Annotated in this window: 17 protein-coding genes and 3 tRNA genes; 19 read left to right on the top strand and 1 reads right to left on the bottom strand. The window is 61.0% G+C overall.

Going from position 1 to position 20307, the window contains the following annotated elements:
* The first annotated feature begins 68 nt into the window (after positions 1 to 68).
* On the top strand, positions 69 to 2693 hold the full coding sequence (locus ACWKV5_RS03250) for a FimV/HubP family polar landmark protein (RefSeq protein ID WP_483840146.1): 2625 nt from the start codon (positions 69 to 71) through the stop codon (positions 2691 to 2693).
* Positions 2694 to 2787: 94 nt separating this feature from the next.
* On the opposite strand, the gene ACWKV5_RS03245 is transcribed toward ACWKV5_RS03250, so the two are convergent.
* Positions 2788 to 3447, bottom strand: coding sequence for a M24 family metallopeptidase (locus ACWKV5_RS03245; RefSeq protein WP_483840317.1), 660 nt, complete (start codon positions 3445 to 3447; stop codon positions 2788 to 2790).
* A 187-nt stretch (positions 3448 to 3634) separates the two neighbouring features.
* On the opposite strand from ACWKV5_RS03245, the gene truA reads away from it, so the two are divergent.
* The 18 genes from truA (at position 3635) to ACWKV5_RS03155 (ending at position 20301) form a co-directional block, all read left to right on the top strand.
* Positions 3635 to 4459 (top strand): tRNA pseudouridine(38-40) synthase TruA, encoded by an 825-nt coding sequence (gene truA / locus ACWKV5_RS03240; RefSeq protein ID WP_483840316.1) that lies wholly within the window; start codon positions 3635 to 3637, stop codon positions 4457 to 4459.
* A gap of 63 nt (positions 4460 to 4522) precedes the next feature.
* Positions 4523 to 5146: a phosphoribosylanthranilate isomerase gene (locus ACWKV5_RS03235; RefSeq protein ID WP_483840145.1), complete on the top strand. Its 624-nt coding sequence runs from the start codon at positions 4523 to 4525 to the stop codon at positions 5144 to 5146.
* A 209-nt stretch (positions 5147 to 5355) separates the two neighbouring features.
* Positions 5356 to 6276 carry an acetyl-CoA carboxylase, carboxyltransferase subunit beta gene (accD, locus tag ACWKV5_RS03230; RefSeq protein WP_027921583.1) on the top strand — a complete coding sequence of 307 codons (921 nt, stop codon included), beginning with the start codon at positions 5356 to 5358 and terminating at the stop codon, positions 6274 to 6276.
* Positions 6273 to 7580 carry a bifunctional tetrahydrofolate synthase/dihydrofolate synthase gene (folC, locus tag ACWKV5_RS03225; RefSeq protein WP_483840144.1) on the top strand — a complete coding sequence of 436 codons (1308 nt, stop codon included), beginning with the start codon at positions 6273 to 6275 and terminating at the stop codon, positions 7578 to 7580. Before accD ends, folC begins: the two co-directional genes overlap by 4 nt.
* A complete protein-coding gene (locus tag ACWKV5_RS03220; protein WP_483840143.1) occupies positions 7564 to 8217 on the top strand; it encodes an SPOR domain-containing protein in 654 nt (217 codons plus the stop codon). Before folC ends, ACWKV5_RS03220 begins: the two co-directional genes overlap by 17 nt.
* Positions 8218 to 8316: 99 nt before the next feature.
* A complete protein-coding gene (locus ACWKV5_RS03215) occupies positions 8317 to 8877 on the top strand; it encodes a CvpA family protein (RefSeq protein ID WP_046026887.1) in 561 nt (186 codons plus the stop codon).
* 41 nt (positions 8878 to 8918) lie between these two features.
* On the top strand, positions 8919 to 10424 hold the full coding sequence (gene purF, locus ACWKV5_RS03210; RefSeq protein ID WP_046026886.1) for an amidophosphoribosyltransferase: 1506 nt from the start codon (positions 8919 to 8921) through the stop codon (positions 10422 to 10424).
* 67 nt (positions 10425 to 10491) lie between these two features.
* Positions 10492 to 11703, top strand: a complete 1212-nt coding sequence (locus ACWKV5_RS03205) for an O-succinylhomoserine sulfhydrylase (protein WP_483840142.1) — start codon at positions 10492 to 10494, stop codon at positions 11701 to 11703.
* A complete protein-coding gene (locus tag ACWKV5_RS03200; RefSeq protein WP_483840141.1) occupies positions 11700 to 12476 on the top strand; it encodes an SDR family oxidoreductase in 777 nt (258 codons plus the stop codon). The genes ACWKV5_RS03205 and ACWKV5_RS03200 overlap by 4 nt, the downstream gene beginning before the upstream one ends.
* A 225-nt stretch (positions 12477 to 12701) precedes the next feature.
* Positions 12702 to 12777 (top strand) — tRNA-Val (locus tag ACWKV5_RS03195).
* 53 nt (positions 12778 to 12830) lie between these two features.
* A tRNA-Asp gene (locus tag ACWKV5_RS03190) sits at positions 12831 to 12907 on the top strand.
* A 92-nt stretch (positions 12908 to 12999) separates the two neighbouring features.
* A tRNA-Asp gene (locus ACWKV5_RS03185) sits at positions 13000 to 13076 on the top strand.
* Positions 13077 to 13396: 320 nt separating this feature from the next.
* Positions 13397 to 13906, top strand: coding sequence for a sigma-70 family RNA polymerase sigma factor (locus ACWKV5_RS03180; protein ID WP_483840140.1), 510 nt, complete (start codon positions 13397 to 13399; stop codon positions 13904 to 13906).
* Positions 13903 to 14853 (top strand): FecR domain-containing protein, encoded by a 951-nt coding sequence (locus tag ACWKV5_RS03175; protein WP_483840139.1) that lies wholly within the window; start codon positions 13903 to 13905, stop codon positions 14851 to 14853. The genes ACWKV5_RS03180 and ACWKV5_RS03175 overlap by 4 nt, the downstream gene beginning before the upstream one ends.
* Before the next feature lie 67 nt (positions 14854 to 14920).
* Positions 14921 to 17344 (top strand): TonB-dependent siderophore receptor, encoded by a 2424-nt coding sequence (locus ACWKV5_RS03170; RefSeq protein WP_483840138.1) that lies wholly within the window; start codon positions 14921 to 14923, stop codon positions 17342 to 17344.
* A gap of 2 nt (positions 17345 to 17346) precedes the next feature.
* Complete coding sequence (locus ACWKV5_RS03165; RefSeq protein WP_483840137.1) at positions 17347 to 18291, top strand: ABC transporter substrate-binding protein; 945 nt, start codon at positions 17347 to 17349, stop codon at positions 18289 to 18291.
* Positions 18288 to 19277, top strand: coding sequence for a FecCD family ABC transporter permease (locus ACWKV5_RS03160; RefSeq protein ID WP_483840136.1), 990 nt, complete (start codon positions 18288 to 18290; stop codon positions 19275 to 19277). The genes ACWKV5_RS03165 and ACWKV5_RS03160 overlap by 4 nt, the downstream gene beginning before the upstream one ends.
* Positions 19270 to 20301, top strand: a complete 1032-nt coding sequence (locus ACWKV5_RS03155) for a FecCD family ABC transporter permease (protein WP_483840135.1) — start codon at positions 19270 to 19272, stop codon at positions 20299 to 20301. The genes ACWKV5_RS03160 and ACWKV5_RS03155 overlap by 8 nt, the downstream gene beginning before the upstream one ends.
* Positions 20302 to 20307: the final 6 nt, after the last annotated feature.

Raw genomic sequence — 20307 nt, 5'->3', positions numbered from 1 at the left:
ATGCCTTACGGCAGCGACTATCAATACCTTCTCGCTGGCCGAGGAATGTTCAAACAAAGGATGAGGCTATGGTTCAAGTTCGCAAACTGGTGTTAGCAATTGCGGCCGCCTCGGCGCTGTCATCCGGTATGGCGCATGCCCTCGGGCTCGGGGAATTGACCCTGAAGTCGACGCTGAACCAACCCCTGGTGGCGGAAATCGAGCTGCTCGACGTCAAGGACCTTACGGCCGCCGAAGTGGTGCCGAGCCTGGCCTCGCCGGAAGATTTCGCCAAGGCCGGTGTCGACCGCCAGGCATTTCTCAATGACCTGACCTTCACCCCTGTGCTCAACGCCAGCGGTAAAAGCATCCTGCGTGTGACCTCCAGCAAGCCTTTGTCCGAACCGATGGTGAAATTCCTGGTTCAGGTCATGTGGCCTAACGGTCGCCTGTTGCGCGATTACAGCGTACTGCTCGATCCGTCCAAATTCTCGCCGCAGACCGCTGAAGCGGCTGCGCAGCCAGCGCCGACTTCAAACGTTACGGCTCCGGTGACCGGCGCGTCCAACCCGGCTCAACACACCACTACGCCGCGCGATACCCTGTGGGAAATCGCTGCGAAGGCGCGCAACGGTGGTTCGATTCAGCAAACCATGCTGGCCATCCAGGCGCTGAACCCGGATGCCTTTATCGACGGCAACATCAACCGGCTGAAAACCGGTCAGGTGCTGCGCATGCCGGATCAGGCGCAAGCCACCACGCTGCCGCAACCCAAGGCAATCGCAGAAGTGGCCGCGCAGAACACCGCGTGGCGCCAGGGTCGTCGTTATGTGGCGAAACCCGGCACCGGGCAGCAACAGCTTGATGCCACCAAGCGCGGTCGTGCTGACGCCACCAGTGCAGAACCTGCCAAGGACAAACTGAGCCTGGTCTCTGCCGAATCCGGCAAGGCCAGTGGTAAAGGCGCCGCAGGCGATGCCAAGAACCTGAGCAACAAGTTGGCTGTGACCCAGGAAAGCCTCGACACGACCCGTCGTGACAACGCTGAACTGAAAAGCCGCATGACCGATCTGCAAAGCCAGCTGGACAAGCTGCAAAAACTGATCGAGCTGAAGAACAATCAACTGGCCAAGATGCAAGCCGAAGGCGCGGCGGGTGCACCTGCTGCAGCGACTGCTCCGGCCATGTCGGCTGAATTGGCAGCAAACCCTGCGCCGGCACCGGCTGAGGTAGCGCCTGCTCCGGCGGCGGCACCTGAAGCGACACCGGCACCTGCCGAGCCGCCAATCGAGCCGACGCCAGCGGTCTCCGACGACCAGAAGTTCAACGAACTGCTGACCAACCCGATCCTGCTGGGTTTGATTGGTGGCGGTGCGGTGGTGCTGGCGCTCTTGCTGCTGTTGCTGGCACGTCGCCGCAAAGCCCAGCAAGAAGCCGAGAAACACCTGCGCATGGCCCGTGCGTTGTCTGAAGAACAGAACATGTCCTTTGACAACGACCTGCCGGAAAGCAGCTTCGAAGGTCTGGAAGTGCCGCCGCCTAGCGTGAAGCTCGCCACTGCGCCGACGCCAGCACCTGCTCCCACGCCGACGCCTGCACCCGTGGTTGCACCGGTTGTGATGACTACGCCCATTGCGGCGCCTCTGGTGTCGCCGGCTGGCGAGCGTGATGACGACGTGCTGGCCAAGGCGCAATCGCACATTGCTGCGGGGCGTCTGAACCAGGCTGCCGCGTTGCTGGAAGATGGCATCAAGCAAGAGCCGCAGCGCAGTGACCTGCGTTTGAAGCTGATGGAAGTCTACGGTCAGCAGGGCGACCGTGACGCGTTCGTGGGTCAGGAGCGCCAACTGGTCGCTAACGGTGACAACTTCGCCCAGGTCGAAAAACTCAAGACGCGCTTCCCGGCCATGGCCGTGGTTGCCGCCAGTGGGCTGGCCGCCGCAGCCATCGCCGCGGAACTGGATGCGCAGTACGTCAAGGACCTGCTGCTCGACGAGCCGCAAGCACCGGCCGCAGCCGATGACGACTTCGACAGCGCGTTCGACCTGAGCCTCGACGACCTGGAAGCCGCTTCCCCGGCTGTGGTTGCGCCTGAGGCAGACGCGTCGACCGAGCTGGACGAGTTCCCGCTGGATGACGATTTGAGCTTTGAATCGGTGCTGCAGCAGCAAACCGACATCAAGGAAAACCTCGACGACCTGTCGGACTTCGATCTGGACATGGACCTGGGCGCCCAGCCGTCGCCGGCGATTCTCGCTGAAGACGACTTCCTGCTGGATCTGGACGAAGGCGTGAAAGATTTTCCGGTTGCGCCTGAAGTGCCACAGGACGATCTGGAATTGCCTGCCGATTTTGACCTGTCGCTGGCCGATGAAATGGACGCGGCCCCGGCCCCGGCCAAGCCTGTCGTCGCTGATGTTCCGGATGACTTTGAAGCAGAACTGGATGACGTCAACGCCGAACTGGATCGTCTGTCCCAGAGCATTGGCGAGCCGCGTTTCACCGCAGAAGACGCCATGGCTTCGGCAGCGGATGAGCCGGACTTCGACTTCCTCTCCGGTACAGATGAAGTCGCTACCAAACTCGATCTGGCGCAGGCCTACATCGACATGGGCGACAACGACGGCGCTCGGGACATCCTCAATGAGGTGGTGACCGAGGGTGATGCCGGGCAGAAGAGCGAAGCCAAGGAAATGCTTTCGCGTCTGGCTTGAGTGATCCGTCAGCAGTAAATAAAACGGCAGCCCATTGAGGCTGCCGTTTTTGTTTCAATGCAGGAGTGAGCCTGCTTGCGATGGCTATTTCGGATCAGGACAGCAAATCCTCATAAAACGCCCCAAACGGCCGGGTAGGGTGCGCAATCTGGATTTCCAGAATCCATAACCCGACATTCGGGCATTCCTCGAAATTCCCCAGATCCCCGGCCCGATAGATCGCATGGGGAAAATCGCTGACCCGATGTCCCTTGATCTCCAGGTTCAACTTCCAGCCCATCGCCGTCGCCTGTTCGTCGGCATAGCGGTACAGCTCGGGACCGGCGACCTGATGGGTGCGCCAGTAATCGTGAACCTGATCGAACAAGGTCTTTGCTGCCGCCGCGCACGCCTTCATTTCCGGGTCGTCGCCGACAATGAACGTCGCACCCGAATCGCCTTCATGGCGGTCCCAGACCACCCCGAGGTCGATAAAGAAAATATCGTTCTCGGCCAGTACCGGATCACCTTCGGAGGGTTGCTTGAAGGTTTTCAGGGTGTTCTCGCCGAAGCGGATCTTCGACGGGTGCCAGATCCGGTCCATGCCCAGTTCGTTCAGCACTTGCAGGCTCATCGACATGGCTTCGGATTCGCGCATGCCGGGTGCGATGCGCCGGGCCATTTCATCGATGGCTTCCCAGGTCTTGCGTTTGGCGTGGAGCATGCCTTCCAGGCTATAAGCCGGGCCGACGGCTTCTTTGAGAATCGCGGTCATCATCAGGTCTCGGTAGTGTGTTTTTTTTCATTGTGTAATTTTCTATATAGCGAAGACCGCCGGTGCGATGCAATGGCGCAAAAGACACAGGCCTCTGGCGTCTCGGTCCGGCGGCCTTATAATGCCCGCCTTTGCGTAGATCAGCAGGCTGCACCCCTTGGCAAATATAGATAATCCGGCCGCAGAAATGGCGGCCGACGGCTTTTACCGGATCGCATTGGGCGTTGAATACAAAGGCTCGCGTTATCGCGGCTGGCAGCGCCAGGCCTCCGGTGTGCTCACGGTGCAGGAAACCCTTGAGAAAGCCTTGTCCAAAGTCGCCGACTCACCGGTGTCGCTGCTGTGCGCCGGGCGAACCGACGCGGGCGTGCATGCCTGTGGCCAGGTGGTGCATTTCGATACCCAGGTCGAACGGTCGATGAAGGCCTGGGTCATGGGTGCCAACATCAATTTGCCGCACGACGTCAGCGTCAGTTGGGCCAAGGTCATGCCGGCGCATTTCCATGCGCGATTCAAGGCCATTGCCCGGCGTTACCGCTATGTGATCTACAACGATCAGATCCGCCCGGCGCACCTCAACGAAGAAATCACCTGGAACCACCGCCCGCTGGACGTCGAGCGCATGGCCGAGGCCGCGCAGTACCTGGTCGGCACGCATGATTTCAGTGCGTTCCGTGCCGGGCAGTGCCAGGCCAAATCGCCGATCAAGGAATTGCATCATCTGCGCGTCACCCGTCACGGCAAGATGATCGTGCTGGATATTCGCGCCAGCGCGTTCCTGCACCACATGGTGCGTAACATTGCCGGCGTGCTGATGACCATCGGTGCCGGCGAGCGCCCGGTGGAGTGGATGAAGGACGTGCTGGAAAGCCGCATTCGCCGTTCCGGCGGGGTCACGGCACATCCGTTTGGCCTGTATCTGGTGCAGGTCGAGTACCGTGACGAGTTCGAATTGCCCGAGCGTTACATCGGCCCACACTTCCTGACCGGTTTCACGGAACTTGACGGCTGACGCCCTCGAACGCATTTGTTACCATCCGGGACTTTCCCGGAATTGCCCTGAGGATTTATCGACATGTCAGCCGTTCGCAGCAAGATTTGCGGGATTACCCGCATAGAAGATGCGTTGGCGGCGGTCGAGGCCGGGGCCGATGCCATCGGATTTGTGTTCTACGCCAAGAGCCCGCGGGCCGTGACGTTCCAGCAGGCGCGCGACATCATCAAGGCGCTGCCGCCGTTCGTCACCACCGTGGGTTTGTTCGTCAACGCCAGCCGCTGCGAATTGGGCGAATTGCTCGATGCCGTGCCGCTGGACCTGTTGCAGTTCCATGGCGACGAAACGGCCGTCGATTGCGAAAGCTGGCACCGGCCATACATCAAGGCACTGCGGGTCAAGGCCGGAGACGACATCGCGGCAGCCTGCGATGCGTTCCCAAGTGCCAGCGGAATCCTGCTCGACGCCTACGTTGAAGGTGTGCCGGGCGGAACCGGTGAAGCTTTCGACTGGTCTCTGATACCGCAAGGCTTGAGCAAGCCGATCATTCTGGCGGGCGGCTTGACCCCCGATAACGTCGCCGGGGCGATTGCCCGGGTCCGGCCTTATGCGGTGGATGTCAGCGGTGGGGTAGAGGCGAGCAAGGGCATCAAGGATCACGCAAAGATTCAAGCGTTCATCAAGGCTGTACGCACTAGTACATAGAGGATGTGACGGCTGGCAGACTGCCGCCGTCCCAAAATGCACTGCGCTGCACAAAGCAGGCACGGCTGAGGGTTGATGGGTTGTACGCAGGTCGCGTTTCGCTGACCCGGCCATCCACCGACCATCGCCACACACATGAATTTAGCTCAAGGGCATACGCGGGGCTGCGAACCAGAGCGTTCGGGCCGCCGGTACTGGAGAAAGAAAGCATGAGCAACTGGTTAGTAGACAAACTGATCCCTTCGATCATGCGTTCCGAGGTCAAGAAGAGCTCGGTGCCTGAAGGTCTGTGGCACAAATGCCCGTCTTGCGAGGCTGTGCTGTATCGTCCGGAACTGGAAAAGACCCTGGACGTTTGCCCCAAGTGCAACCACCACATGCGTATCGGCGCGCGCGCCCGCATTGATATCTTCCTTGACGCCGAAGGCCGTGCCGAACTGGGTGCGGACCTGGAGCCGGTTGACCGTCTGAAATTCCGCGACGGCAAGAAGTACAAGGATCGCCTGACCGCTGCCCAGAAGCAGACCGGCGAAAAAGACGCACTGATCTCCATGAGCGGCACCTTGCTGGGCATGCCGGTCGTGGTGTCGGCGTTCGAATTCTCCTTCATGGGTGGTTCGATGGGTGCCATCGTCGGTGAGCGTTTTGTTCGCGCCGCCAACTACGCCCTGGAAAACAAATGCCCGATGATCTGCTTCGCCGCTTCCGGTGGCGCGCGGATGCAGGAAGCCCTGATCTCCCTGATGCAAATGGCCAAGACCTCGGCGGTACTGGCGCGTCTGCGTGAAGAAGGCATTCCGTTCATCTCCGTGCTGACCGACCCGGTCTACGGTGGTGTTTCCGCCAGCCTGGCGATGCTTGGCGACGTGATCGTCGGTGAGCCGAAAGCCCTGATCGGCTTTGCCGGTCCGCGCGTGATCGAGCAAACCGTGCGTGAAAAACTGCCGGAAGGCTTCCAGCGCAGCGAGTTCCTGCTGGAACACGGCGCGATCGACATGATCATTCACCGTCAGGAGCTGCGTCCGCGTCTGGGCAACCTGCTGGCACAAATGATGGGCCTGCCGACGCCGAAATTCGTCGCCGCGCCAATCGAGCCGATCGTGGTTCCGCCGGTACCTGCGAACATATGACCGAGCGTACCCTTGGCGAGTGGCTCGCCTACCTTGAGCAGTTGCACCCTTCGGCCATCGACATGGGCCTGGAGCGCTCGCAACAGGTAGCGTCCCGCATGGGACTGGGCAAGCCGGCGCCTCGGGTGATCACGGTCACCGGCACCAACGGCAAGGGGTCTACCTGCGCATTCGTGGCTTCGTTGCTGGGGGCGCAAGGCCTGAACGTGGGTGTCTACAACTCTCCGCACCTGCTGCGCTACAACGAGCGGGTGCAGGTCAATGGCGTCGAAGCCACTGACGCCGAGCTGTGCGAAGCCTTTGCGGCTGTCGAGGCCGGCCGTGGCGACACGTCCCTGACGTACTTCGAAATGGGCACCCTGGCGGCATTCTGGCTGTTCCAGCAGGCCGGGCTTGATGCCGTGGTGCTGGAAGTCGGCCTGGGCGGGCGCCTGGACACGGTCAACGTGGTTGATGCCGACATGGCGCTGGTCACCAGCATCGGCGTCGACCATGCCGACTATCTGGGTGATACCCGTGAGTCCGTGGCCTTTGAAAAGGCCGGCATTTTCCGTCAGGGCGCGCCTGCGCTCTGTGGCGATCTGAATCCTCCACAACCCCTGCTGGACAAGGCGCGCGAGCTGGCTTGCCCGTTTTTCCTGCGTGGCCGCGATTTTGACCTCGGCGTGACCGATCACAACTGGCAGTGGCGCGGCCTGGATGCTCAAGGGCGTATGGTCGAACTGCGCGATCTGCCGTTGCTTGATCTGCCGATGGAAAACGCGGCGCTGGCGTTGCAGGCGTATCTGCTGCTCGGGTTGCCGTGGGTCGATGCGCAGATTATTGAGGCGCTGAAAGCGACGCGGGTGGTGGGGCGTCTCGACCGCCGTCAGTTTGACTGGCAGGGCAAGCGTTTGAACCTGCTGCTGGATGTAGGGCATAACCCGCATGCGGCGGAATATCTGGCACGGCGCCTGGCCAGTCGACCACCGGTCGGCAAGCGGTTGGCGGTGTTCGGTTTGCTGGCTGACAAGGATCTGGATGGTGTTGTCGGTGAATTGAATGCTAGTGTCCAGCACTGGGCCGTTGCGCCGCTGGATTCCCCGCGAGCGCGACCGGTTGCCGATTTGCAGGCTGCGTTGCAGAACGTTGGCGCATCGGTAACGTCCTATGACAGCGTGGCGGCAGCCCTGGAAGGGCAGAGCGCGCTGGCGACGAGCGACGACGAAATTCTGTTGTTCGGATCATTTTATTGTGTCGCCGAGGCCCTTGAATGGCTGGCCCGGCGCTCCACGGAGGAAGCGGCAAATGGCATTGCTGGATAAGGCCTACAAACAACGCATGGTTGGCGCGCTGGTGCTGGTGGCACTGGCGGTGATTTTCCTGCCGATGCTGTTTTCCCGTCAGGATGAGCAGCGTCAGGTGGTGGTCGACGCCCCCACTGCACCGCATGCCCCGGCGGTGCCGCAAGTGCAGGTCGAGCCAGTCGTGGTGCCTGAGCCGCAAGCGCTGCCTCAAGAGCCGGTGCCAAGTGACGATGAAATCGCTCAGCAAGAAGCGCCGACGGCACCCGTTGCGACGGCTGTCCCTGTAGCACCTGCGCCTGTTGCCAAGCCTGTTGCTCCTGCGCCAGCCGCGAAGTCCACGACGCCACCGACGCAGCCGATCGCGGCCGCGCCGGGCAAGCCTGACACCACGCAAAGCCGTATCGACGCCAACGGCCTGTCGGTCAGCTGGTCGGTTCAGGTGGCGAGTCTTTCGAGCCGAGAAGGTGCTGAAAGCCTGCAGAAAGACCTGCGCAGTCAGAGTTACAACGCTTACATCCGATCCTCTGATGGCAAGAATCGAGTGTTTGTCGGTCCGCTGATCGAGCGCGCCGAAGCCGACCGTTTGCGTGACTTGCTGGACCGCCAGAAGAAGCTCAAGGGCTTCGTCGTGCGTTTCCAGCCTGAGCGCGGGTAAAAACTATCACGCCGATTTGAAAAGCACTGACAATCGCAGCTTACCGATATCCCTGCGCTCTGCTAAAATGCGCCGCCTTATCCGTCTGTAGGCTGCACTGTGCCATTTACCTGGGTTGACTGGGCGATCGTTGCAATCGTCGCCATCTCCGCATTGATCAGTTTGAGCCGCGGCTTCGTCAAAGAAGCACTGTCGCTGGTGACCTGGATCATCGCAGGAGCCGTTGCCTGGATGTTCGGTGGTTCATTGTCCGAGTACCTCGCCGGATACATTCAAACACCGTCGGCTCGTGTAATCACGGGCTGTGCCATCATGTTTGTCGCCACGTTAATCGTAGGCGCAATGATCAATTATCTTATCGGCGAGTTGGTTCGCGTCACCGGGCTATCCGGGACCGATCGATTCCTCGGCATGGCCTTCGGCGCCGCGCGTGGCGTATTGCTGGTGGTCGTGGCGGTCGGGCTGTTGAGCCTGGGGCCGGTACAGCAGGACGGGTGGTGGAAAGAGTCACAGCTCGTGCCAAAATTTCTATTGGTTGCAGATTGGTCCAAAAACCTGATTCTCGGGTGGAGCAGTCAGTGGCTTGCCAGCGGTATCAGCGTACCCGCTGAGATACCGTTCAAGGAGCAACTCTTGCCGATGGCCAAAACGCCTCAGTGAGTGTTGTTCAGTTCAGATCCATTAAGTAGGGGTTGCGTCGCATGTGTGGCATCGTCGGTATCGTCGGTAAGTCGAACGTCAATCAGGCGCTGTATGACGCGCTAACCGTCCTCCAGCACCGCGGCCAGGACGCTGCCGGTATCGTGACCAGCCATGATGGCCGGTTATTCCTGCGCAAGGACAACGGCCTGGTGCGTGACGTGTTCCATCAGCGTCACATGCAGCGTCTGGTCGGCCACATGGGCATTGGCCATGTGCGTTACCCGACCGCAGGCAGCTCGACGTCGGCCGAAGCTCAGCCGTTCTACGTCAACTCGCCTTACGGCATCACGTTGGCGCACAACGGTAACCTGACCAACGTTGAACAACTGGCCAAGGAGATTTACGAATCTGACCTGCGCCACGTCAACACCAACTCCGACTCGGAAGTCCTGCTGAACGTGTTCGCGCACGAACTGGCCCAGCGCGGCAAGTTGCAGCCAACCGAAGAAGACGTGTTCGCCGCTGTGACTGACGTGCACAACCGTTGCGTCGGTGGCTACGCAGTCGTGGCGATGGTGACCGGTTACGGCATCGTCGGTTTCCGTGACCCGCACGGCATCCGCCCGATCGTCTTCGGCCAGCGTCACACCGACGAAGGCGTCGAGTACATGATCGCCTCCGAAAGCGTCTCCCTGGACGTGCTCGGTTTCACCCTGATTCGCGACCTGGCACCAGGCGAAGCGGTCTACATCACTGAAGACGGCAAGCTGCACACCCGCCAGTGCGCGACCAACCCGTCCCTGACCCCGTGCATCTTCGAACACGTCTACCTGGCGCGTCCGGATTCGATCATTGACGGCGTTTCTGTCTACAAGGCTCGTCTGCGCATGGGCGAGAAGCTCGCCGAGAAGATCCTGCGCGAACGTCCTGAGCACGACATCGACGTGGTCATCCCGATCCCGGACACCAGCCGCACCGCGGCCCTGGAGCTGGCGAACCACCTAGGCGTCAAGTTCCGCGAAGGCTTCGTGAAGAACCGCTATATCGGCCGGACTTTCATCATGCCGGGCCAGGCCGCACGGAAAAAATCCGTACGCCAGAAGCTCAACGCGATCGAACTGGAATTCCGTGGCAAGAACGTGATGCTGGTGGACGACTCGATCGTTCGCGGCACGACGTGCAAGCAGATCATCCAGATGGCTCGCGAAGCCGGCGCCAAAAACGTCTACTTCTGCTCCGCCGCACCGGCCGTTCGTTATCCGAACGTCTACGGCATCGACATGCCGAGCGCTCACGAGCTGATCGCCCACAACCGTTCGACCCAGGACGTTGCCGACCTGATCGGCGCTGACTGGTTGATCTATCAGGACTTGCCTGACTTGATCGAAGCGGTCGGTGGCGGCAAGATCAAGATCGACAAGTTCGATTGCGCGGTGTTCGATGGCCAATACGTCACCGGCGACGTCGACGAGGCTTACCTGAACAAGATCGAGCAGGCACGTAACGATGCCTCCAAGGTCAAGACGCAGGCAGTCAGTGCGATCATCGATCTGTACAACAACTGAGTTTCTACCGGCCCTGAGGGGCCGGTTTTGTATCTACTGATCAAGAATAAAGTTAAGGAGTGAGAGCATGAGTCAGGATTGGGATGCCGGTCGGCTGGACAGCGACCTCGATGGCGTAGCGTTCGATACCCTGGCCGTACGCGCCGGTCAGCACCGCACGCCGGAAGGCGAACACGGTGATCCGATGTTCTTCACTTCCAGCTACGTTTTCCGTACCGCTGCCGACGCAGCGGCACGCTTTGCCGGTGAAGTGCCGGGCAACGTTTACTCGCGCTACACCAACCCGACCGTGCGTGCGTTCGAAGAGCGCATCGCCGCGCTGGAAAGCGCCGAGCAAGCCGTGGCCACGGCCACCGGCATGGCCGCGATCATGGCGGTGGTGATGAGCCTGTGCAGCGCGGGCGATCATGTGATTGTTTCGCGCAGCGTGTTCGGTTCGACCATCAGCCTGTTCGAAAAGTACTTCAAGCGCTTCGGTATCGAAGTCGATTACGTGCCTCTGGCGGACTTGTCCGGTTGGGACGCGGCAATCAAGGCCAACACCAAATTGCTCTTTGTCGAGTCGCCATCCAACCCGTTGGCCGAGCTGGTGGATATCGCCGCGCTGGCTGAAATCGCTCACGCCAAAGGCGCGATGCTGGTGGTCGACAATTGCTTCTGCACCCCGGCGCTGCAGCAGCCGCTGAAGATGGGCGCGGACATCGTCGTGCACTCGGCAACCAAGTTCATCGACGGCCAGGGCCGTTGCATGGGCGGTGTCGTCGCCGGTCGCAGCGAACAGATGAAAGAAGTCGTCGGTTTCCTGCGCACTGCCGGGCCGACCTTGAGCCCGTTCAATGCCTGGATCTTCCTCAAGGGCCTCGAAACCCTGAATCTGCGGATGAAGGCGCATTGCGCCAACGCCCAGCAACTGGCCGAGTGGCTGGAGCAGCAGGACGGCATCGAGAAAGTCCATTACGCCGGCCTGAAAAGCCACCCGCAGCACGAACTCGCCCAGCGTCAGCAGAAAGGTTTCGGCGCGGTGGTCAGCTTTGAGGTTAAAGGTGGTAAAGAGGGCGCCTGGCGCTTTATCGATGCGACCCGACTGATTTCGATCACGGCCAACCTCGGTGATACCAAGACCACCATTACGCACCCGAGCACCACCTCCCACGGCCGTCTGGCGCCGCAAGAGCGTGAAGCCGCGGGCATTCGTGACAGCCTGATCCGCATTGCGGTCGGCCTGGAAGACGTGGCTGACCTGCAAGCCGACCTGGCGCGCGGGTTGGCTGCCTTGTGATCGAGTTGTCCACGCCGACCTCCGGGTCCAATGGTCGTGTTGCTCTGGTCACCGGCGCGGCGCGCGGCATCGGTCTGGGAATCTCGGCCTGGCTGATCAGCGAAGGCTGGCAGGTGGTGCTGAGCGACCTGGATCGGGTGCGGGGTTCGAAAGTGGCGAAGGTGCTGGGCGACAATGCCTGGTTTATCGCCATGGACGTCTCGAACGAAGGGCAGGTGGCACTGGGTGTTGCCGAGGTGCTGGGGCAGTTCGGGCGCCTGGATGCGTTGGTGTGCAACGCCGCGGTGGCCGATCCGCACAACATCACCCTGGAAAGCCTCGATCTGGCTTACTGGAATCGTGTGTTGGCGGTGAACCTCAGCGGGCCGATGTTGCTGGCCAAGCACTGTGCGCCGTATCTGCGCGCGCACAGCGGTGCGATCGTCAACCTGGCCTCGACCCGCGCCGGGCAGTCGGAACCCGACACAGAGGCTTATGCGGCGAGCAAGGGCGGGCTGTTGGCGCTGACTCACGCCTTGGCGATCAGCCTTGGGCCGGAAATCCGTGTGAATGCGGTCAGTCCGGGCTGGATCGATACCCGTGACCCTGCTGTGCGGCGTGCCGAGCCACTGACCGACGCCGATCATGCCCAGCATCCGGCGGGCAGGGTAGGGACGGTTGAAGACGTCGCGGCGATGGTGGCCTGGTTGCTGTCCAAGAATGCCGGGTTCGTCACGGGCCAGGAGTTTGTGGTTGACGGTGGCATGACCAAGAAGATGATTTACAGCGAATAGCGCTGAGGCATTGGCTTCATCGCGAGCAGGCTCGCTCCCGCATCAGATCGAGTTGGTCGCACAAACGCGGTCCACTGTAGGAGCGAGCCTGCTCGCGAAAGCGGTCTGACGGTTTGCGACCCGGGGGCGGAATGACACAGTTTTGTCTTTTTCAGAAAAACTTCAATCCTGCTATTGACTTAGGTTCGGTACCTGCGTAAATTTCGCGGCCTCGGAGATGCAAACGGGTGATTAGCTCAGCTGGGAGAGCGTCTGCCTTACAAGCAGAATGTCGGCGGTTCGATCCCGTCATCACCCACCACTTCCGAGATACTTGCGAAAGCAAGAGGTAGGCTGAAATGCCTCCACCGACGCGCAGCGGTAGTTCAGTCGGTTAGAATACCGGCCTGTCACGCCGGGGGTCGCGGGTTCGAGTCCCGTCCGCTGCGCCATATTTTCCGAGTCAGATTTATCTGGTTCGAGATTGAAAAGCTTCTGAGTTTTCAATCAGACGAGTTACTTGGATGAAAGTCCAAAGCGATACGCAGCGGTAGTTCAGTCGGTTAGAATACCGGCCTGTCACGCCGGGGGTCGCGGGTTCGAGTCCCGTCCGCTGCGCCATATCTGCTTCAAGGCCCACTGAACGCCTTGGAGCTACAAAGAAAGACGCTGGTCATGCCAGTGCTTACTTTGAGTCGATAGCAAAGACCCTGGTCGAAAGACCGGGGTTTTTTGTGTCTGCGATTTGGCTTTTTCTCTTTTCCCCTCAATTAACCCGCAGCCCCGATGTACTGGTGCCTGCGCGGCCGAACTACCTGCCTGTCATTCAAAAATTCAAGCATTTACCGGGTGTAACTCACACAAAGGGCTTGGTTTGAACTCACAACACTAATTAGAATGAGTCGCATTTAAAATATTTCTTCGCGCAGGGTTTTCTTTAGATGAGTGATGCAGCGATGCCGCCTGAGCAAACCTTCCACGACCTGTATCGCGATCACCGGAGCTGGCTCGAAGGCTGGTTGAGAAGACGGATGAGCAATGGTTGCGATGCGGCGGACCTGAGCCAGGATACCTTCGTGCGTTTACTCGCCAGCACCCAGCGCATCGCCGACCTCCAGGAGCCTCGCGCCTACCTGGCAACCGTCGGCAAGCGGCTGCTGACCAACTTCTATAAACGTCGCAGCCTGGAGCAGGCCTACCTCAATGCATTGGCGTTGCTGCCCGAGGACTGCATACCGTCCCCCGAGCAGCGCTGGATTCTGCTGGAAACCCTGCAAGCCCTCGACGAATTGCTCGATGGATTACCGAGGCCGGTCCGACGGGCGTTTCTCTGGAGTCAGCTGGAAGGCCTGGGTTATCAAGAGATCGCTGAGCGACTGCAAGTCTCGGAACGCACGATCAAGCGCTACATGGCTCAAGCCTATGAACATTGCCTGCTGGTGGAACTGTGAGCGGTTCGGCACCTTCGGCTGAAGCCCGACAAGTCGTGCGGGCCGCCGCACAATGGTTGGCCCTCATGGAATCCGGCTACGCCAACGAGCGGGATCGGGCGCAGTTGCAGTGCTGGCGCGATAGCCATTCCAGTCACGAGCAGGCCTGGCAGAAAGCGCAACTCTTGCGTCAACGCTTTGCCGACCTGCCATCGGCCCTGGCCATGGCCAGCCTGGACCGGCCGCAAGCCAGTCGACGCACGGTGCTCAAGCGCGCCGTCGGGGCGGTGGCGCTGGTGCCGACCGCGTGGCTGATCAGTCGACAATTGCCTCTGGATGTCTGGAGTGCGGACCTGCGCACCGCCACAGGGGAAAGCAAAAAAATCCAGTTGGCTGATGGCAGCTCTGTGCAACTGAACACGGCCAGTGCCGTCGATATCGACCTGAAGAACCGGCGTCTGAAACTGCTGGAAGGCGAAATCGCGCTGAATGTGCCCGGGACTTCGCCGCTGACAATCCTCACGCGCTTCGGGCAAGTGATCGTCAGTCAGAGCGAAGTGTGCGTTCGTCAGGGGCCGGTGGGCTGCAAGGTGTCAGTGCTTCGAGGCTCGGTGCAGCTGCAGCCTCTGCACGGGCCGGTCTTTTCGTTGCTCGGCAGCCAGCAAGTCAGCCTTCAAGCGGCCGGTGCCAGCGCTGTGGAACCATTCGACGTGCTGGCCCCAGGCTGGCGTGACGGTGTGCTGATGGCGCAGAACCAACCCTTGGGGGATTTTCTGCGCGAACTCAGCACTTATCGTCCGGGTGTGTTGCGTTGGGAGCCAGCACTGGAATCGCTGCGCATCACCGGCAGTTTTCGCCTGGAAGACACTGATCGCATCCTGGCGCTGCTGGAGGCGAGCTTGCCGCTGGAGGTGCATTCGCGTACGCGTTATTGGGTCACGCTGGTGTCGCGCAAAAATAGTGTTTAAAGCGTGTCCCCTTTTTTCGTGTCGCTTGTCATTCAAGGCAAGTGAAACGAAATCAGAGAGATTCTCAATGCCCCTCGTGATGCCTGGGAGTACGCATCTGGCTCCATCCAGGTTGCGCCCGTTGTTGCACTTGAGTCTGTTATTGAGCCTGAGTGCCTGTCCATTGTTCATGACTGCCGGTTGGGCCGAAGACGCGTCGCGCCGCAGCTATCAGGTGCCGGCCGGTAGCCTCGGCGCTGCGTTGACCCGTTTCGCGGGGCTGGCTGGCGTCAATCTGTCGGTGGAGCCAGGACTGGTGAGCGGGCGCACCAGCCCCGGTCTTTCCGGTGACTTTGCGGTGGAGGAGGGCTTTGCCCAGCTGCTTCAGGGTTCCGGTCTGCAACTGCAGCCGGTGGGCGAGCAAGCTTATATGCTGACCCCGGCGCCAACAGGCAGCACCCTGCAACTGGGCGCCACCTCGATTTTCGCGGCTGCGGACACGACGCATGGTGATCCGTATGCCGGTGGGCAAGTCGCGCGCCGTGGGTCGCAAGGCTTGCTGGGCTCTAAAGACTTCATGGAAACGCCGTTCAGTGAGACCACCTACACCAGTGAAACGGTGAAAAACCTGCAGGCTCGTACCTTGGGCGACCTCATCGCCAGCGATCCTTCGGTTCGCGCTACCAACCCGGCTGGCGGGCGGTATGAGCAGTTCACCATTCGCGGGCTCAGCCTGTTCAACAGCGATGTCTCCTACAACGGTCTCTACGGTGTCCTGCCGACGTACACGATCGACATGGAAATGGCCGACCGCGTCGACATCCTCAAAGGGCCGAGCCAGCTGATCAACGGCATCTCGCCGCGGGGCAGCGTGGGTGGCGGGATCAACGTGGTGCCCAAGCGCGCCACCGACGCGCCCATCACTTCGTTCACCACCAGCTATGCGTCCGACAACCAGATCGGCGGGGCCGTGGATGTGGGGCGGCGCTTTGGTGAAGATGGCATGTTCGGTGTTCGTTTCAACGGCGTGAAGCAGTCTGGCGACACTGAATGGGATCACCAGAGTGTCGATCGCGACATGGCTGTGCTGGGCCTGGATTTTCGTGGTGAACGACTGCGGCTCTCGACCGACGTCGGGCATACCGAGCGTGATACCGACGCCCCGCAGGAGCGCGTGCAAGTGGGCGCCAGCGCGCAGGTACCGCATGCCAGCGACGTTCGCCACAACTATGCGCAGCCATGGAGCAAAGCGCGTACCAGGGACACCTTCGGGACGGTGGCCGGCGAATTCGATGTCAGCGATTCCGTGATGCTGTACGGCGGTGTGGGCGCGCGCAAGAGTGATCATGACTTTCTCCGGCACGCCGTCGCGGTCACCAACAACGCGGGCGATTTCAGCGTTCTTCCACGTGACTTCACCCGTGACGAAAATGTCCGGACGGCCAATGCCGGTGTGCGCAACTGGTTTCATACCGGCCCGGTGAGCCATGAAATCAACTTGGCTGCCAGCTACTTCTACATGGACTTCGAAAACGGCGGCGCCCGTTATGCCGCCGCGCCCAGCAATATCTACCACCCCGTGGAAACACGGACGCCCAACATTCCCACGCGATTCGATTCGAAGGTGTATACCGAGAACCGCTCCAGCAGCGTGGCGTTGGCCGACACGCTGGGTTTCTTCGATGACCGCGTGTTGCTGACCCTCGGCGCTCGCTGGCAGCGCGTGCAGGTTGACGACTGGACGGACGATGTCAAAGGCGACACGGCCTACGATGAGGAAAAGGTTTCGCCGTCGGGCGGCATCCTGTTCAAGGCGACCGACAAGCTGTCGCTGTACGCCAACTACATGGAAGGCCTGAGCCAGGGCAAGATTGCGCCGTCGACTTCGATCAACGAGGACGAGATCTTCCCGCCGTTCATCAGTCGGCAGGTCGAGGTCGGTGCCAAGTACGACGCGGGGGCGTTCGCCATCACCACCGCGGTGTTCCGGATCAAGCAGCCGGCCTACGAGACCAACGCCACCACGCGCGTGTTCGGCCCGAACGGCAAGCGCGAAAACAACGGTGTTGAAGTCAGTGTGTTCGGTGAGCCGCTCAAAGGCTTCCGCCTGCTCGGCGGCGTCATGTACATCGACAGCGAGTTGACCAACACCGCCAACGGCACCTTTGACGGCAACCGCGCGCCGGCGACGCCGCAATACAACGTCAGCCTGGGCGCCGAGTGGGACGTGCCGAGCGTGCAAGGCCTGACCCTGACCAGCCGCGGCATCTATTCCAGCTCGCAGTATCTGGACCAGTCCAATGACAAGGAAATCGATGCCTGGACGCGTTTCGATGTCGGCGCGCGCTACGCCTTCAAGGTCGAGGAAAAGAACATTACCCTGCGTGCCAATGTCGAGAACGTAGCCGACAAGCGCTACTGGAGTTCTGCCGGGGCTTCGGATGACAGCGAGCCTGGATTGACGCTCGCGACCCCGCGCACCTACCTCCTTTCGGCCACGGTCGACTTCTGAGCATGCCAAGCCTGTCGGGCCCGCTCAAGAACGAACACATCAACACACCTTCGAGGCGTACGCTGCTGCGCCTGTCGTTGGGTGTGCTTGCACTCAGGTTTGCTCCTTCGGCGTGGGCGCAGACCGAGGCCGCGCCGCTGCGGGTGATCACGCTGTTTCAGGGCGCCACCGACAGCGCCGTGGCGTTGGGCATCACACCGTGCGGCATCGTCGACTCCTGGAGTGAAAAGCCCACCTATCGCTATCTGCGGTCGGCGCTTGAGCCAGTGCCCCATGTCGGGCTGGAGACCCAGCCGAGCCTTGAGGACATCGCGCTGCTGAAGCCGGACGTGATCATCGCCTCGCGCTTTCGCCATGAACGCATCGCACCGTTGCTCAAGCAGATCGCCCCGGTGGTGATGCTGGAGGAAGTCTTCGAGTTCAAAAAGACCCTGGCGCTGATGGGCGTTGCCTTGCACCGCCAGCAGCGCGCCGACGAGGTGTTGAACCGATGGCACCTGCGCACGGCGCAACTGCGCCAGCAACTGCAGCAGAAGTTTGCTGGCCGCTGGCCGCCCACGGTATCGATTCTGGATGTCCGCGAGGACCATATCCGCAGTTATTTGCCGGCCAGTTTTCCAGGTTCGGTGATCACCGAGCTGGGGTTCGACTGGAGCGAGGCCAGTCGGGCCGCGAACGGGGTATCGATCAAACTCACTAGCAAGGAGAGTCTGGCGGTGGTGAATGCCGACATTTTCTTTGTCTTCCTGCGCGCCGAGAAACCGGCCGTACAGCGCAACTATGAAAGCCTGGTGCGGCATCCGCTGTGGCAGCAAATGCGTGCGCCGCAACAGGGACAGGTGTGGCGGGTCGATGGCGTGGCCTGGAGCCTGTCGGGCGGAATGCTGGGAGCTAACCTGATGCTTGATGACGTTGCGCGGCTGGTCACGGCGGATGTGGCCTCATGAGCAATGGTTTGAAACTGTGGATGGCTGGCGTCGTGTTGCTGATCAGCGGCGTGCTGAGCCTGGCGGTCGGCGCGACCTGGATTCCGTTGTCGGACATTGCCGTCGCGTTTGTGCATCCCGATCCGCTGAGCGTCAGTCATGTGTTGGTGACCACCACGCGCCTGTCGCGCACCTTGATGGCGATGGCTGTGGGCGCAAGTCTGGCAGTGGCAGGCGCCTTGATGCAGGCGCTGACGCGCAATCCGCTGGCGTCCCCCGGGTTGTTCGGGATCAACGCCGGTGCGACGTTTTTTATCATCCTGTGTTCTTCGCTGTTTTCCCTGTCATCCCCGGATGCCTGGCTGTGGTGCGCGTTCCTCGGCGCGGCCGTCGCTGGCAGTCTGGTGTGGCTGATTGGCAACATGGGGCAGGGCAGTCTCAGCCCATTGCGCATCGTGCTGGCGGGTGCGGCGATGGCGGCGTTGTTCTCCGCGTTCAGCCAGGCGTTGCTGGTGGTCAATCAGGATGGGCTGGATACGGTGCTGTTCTGGCTGGCCGGCTCGCTGACCGAGCGCAGTCTGTCGGTTGCCGCGCCATTGCTGTTGTGTGGCGTACTTGGGTTGTTCGGCGCGATGTTGTTGGCGGGGCAGGTCAACGTGCTTGACGCAGGCGAGGAGATCGCCACCGGCCTGGGTCAGCGAACCGGTTTGATCCGGCTGCTGATGAGCGTGCTGGTGGTCTGTCTGGCGGGCAGTGCCGTGGCATTGGCCGGCAGCATCGGGTTTATCGGGTTGCTGGTGCCGCACATGGTGCGCAAAGGGTTGTCCATCGATCATCGCTGGTTGCTGCCCGGGTGCGCGCTGCTCGGCGCGATTGTCCTGCTGCTGGCGGATACCTTGTCGCGGGTGTTGATCCTGCCTCAGGAAGTGCCGGTGGGCGTGATGACGGCGTTGTTCGGCGCACCGTTTTTCATTCTGTTGGCGCGACGTGGAAGTCGTTATGGATAAGGTCCTGACCTGGCGCCGTAGCGGGTTTTCCCGGCGGATCAATGTTGCCACGTTGTGGCGGTTGCTGGCGGCGTTACTGGTGACGGCGCTGATCATGCTCGGCTCGCTGTCCTTGGGCAAAGTCATGCTGTCGCCGCTTGAGGTGTTGCGCATATTGCTGTCGGATCAGGACGCCAGCCTGACCTTCATCGTCGAACAATTGCGCTTTCCGCGCATGCTGCTGGCCGCGTTGGTGGGGGCGGCGTTGTCGGTATCGGGGTTGATTCTGCAAAGCATCATCCGCAACCCGCTGGCGTCACCTGACTTGTTGGGAATCACCAGCGGCGCCAGTGCGGCGGCGGTGCTGTATTTGTCGTTTTTCTCTGTCGCGCTGGGCCAACAGTATCTGCCGTTGGCGGCAATGCTCGGTGCGGGGCTGGCGGCATTGGCGATCTATCTGCTGGCGTGGAAACAGGGGGCGTCACCGCTGCGACTGGTGTTGATAGGCGTCGGCATCAGCGCGATGTTGACCGCCGCGACCACCTTCATTCTGGTCTTCAGCCCGCTGACCACGACCCTGTCGGCTTATGTCTGGCTGACCGGCAGTGTGTATGGCGCCAGTTGGCCGGAACCGCTGGCGTTGGGTCGCTGGTTGTTGGGTATTTTGCCGTTGCTGGTGCTGTTGGCCCGACAGGTGAGGGTGCAACAACTGGATGACGCTCTGGCCCGGGGCATCGGTGTGCGCGTGCAGTGGTTACGCGCCGGTTTGTTGCTGGTGAGTGTGGCATTGGCCGGTGCGGCGATTGCCTGGGGTGGAGCGATTGCGTTTGTCGGGTTGATTGCGCCGCACATTGCCAAGCGTCTGGTGGCTCCGGGTTTTGGCGGTGAGGCGGTGATGTCGGCGCTGGTCGGGGCGAACCTTGTGGTGCTGGCCGACCTGGTCGGGCGTGTACTGTTTTTGCCGCTGGATCTGCCGGCCGGCATTTTTGTCGCCGTGCTGGGCACACCCTTTTTTCTCTATTTGTTGATTAAACAACGTCATTAAGGAATT

Source organism: Pseudomonas oplopanacis (assembly GCF_057128725.1).
The sequence above is the reverse complement of the archived record's forward strand: the minus strand, read 5'-3'. Positions and strand labels throughout refer to the sequence as shown.

Bases quoted from the DNA above. Each gene is read 5' to 3' on its own strand.
- truA (WP_483840316.1), top strand. From the start codon at position 3,635: ATGGCGGCCGACGGCTTTTACCGGATCGCATTGGGCGTTGAATACAAA.
- ACWKV5_RS03205 (WP_483840142.1), top strand. From the start codon at position 10,492: ATGAGTCAGGATTGGGATGCCGGTCGGCTGGACAGCGACCTCGATGGC.
- ACWKV5_RS03245 (WP_483840317.1), bottom strand. From the start codon at position 3,447: ATGACCGCGATTCTCAAAGAAGCCGTCGGCCCGGCTTATAGCCTGGAA.
- accD (WP_027921583.1), top strand. From the start codon at position 5,356: ATGAGCAACTGGTTAGTAGACAAACTGATCCCTTCGATCATGCGTTCC.
- ACWKV5_RS03170 (WP_483840138.1), top strand. From the start codon at position 14,921: ATGCCCCTCGTGATGCCTGGGAGTACGCATCTGGCTCCATCCAGGTTG.
- ACWKV5_RS03235 (WP_483840145.1), top strand. From the start codon at position 4,523: ATGTCAGCCGTTCGCAGCAAGATTTGCGGGATTACCCGCATAGAAGAT.
- ACWKV5_RS03165 (WP_483840137.1), top strand. From the start codon at position 17,347: ATGCCAAGCCTGTCGGGCCCGCTCAAGAACGAACACATCAACACACCT.
- ACWKV5_RS03250 (WP_483840146.1), top strand. From the start codon at position 69: ATGGTTCAAGTTCGCAAACTGGTGTTAGCAATTGCGGCCGCCTCGGCG.
- ACWKV5_RS03160 (WP_483840136.1), top strand. From the start codon at position 18,288: ATGAGCAATGGTTTGAAACTGTGGATGGCTGGCGTCGTGTTGCTGATC.
- purF (WP_046026886.1), top strand. From the start codon at position 8,919: ATGTGTGGCATCGTCGGTATCGTCGGTAAGTCGAACGTCAATCAGGCG.
- ACWKV5_RS03220 (WP_483840143.1), top strand. From the start codon at position 7,564: ATGGCATTGCTGGATAAGGCCTACAAACAACGCATGGTTGGCGCGCTG.
- folC (WP_483840144.1), top strand. From the start codon at position 6,273: ATGACCGAGCGTACCCTTGGCGAGTGGCTCGCCTACCTTGAGCAGTTG.
- ACWKV5_RS03155 (WP_483840135.1), top strand. From the start codon at position 19,270: ATGGATAAGGTCCTGACCTGGCGCCGTAGCGGGTTTTCCCGGCGGATC.
- ACWKV5_RS03180 (WP_483840140.1), top strand. From the start codon at position 13,397: ATGAGTGATGCAGCGATGCCGCCTGAGCAAACCTTCCACGACCTGTAT.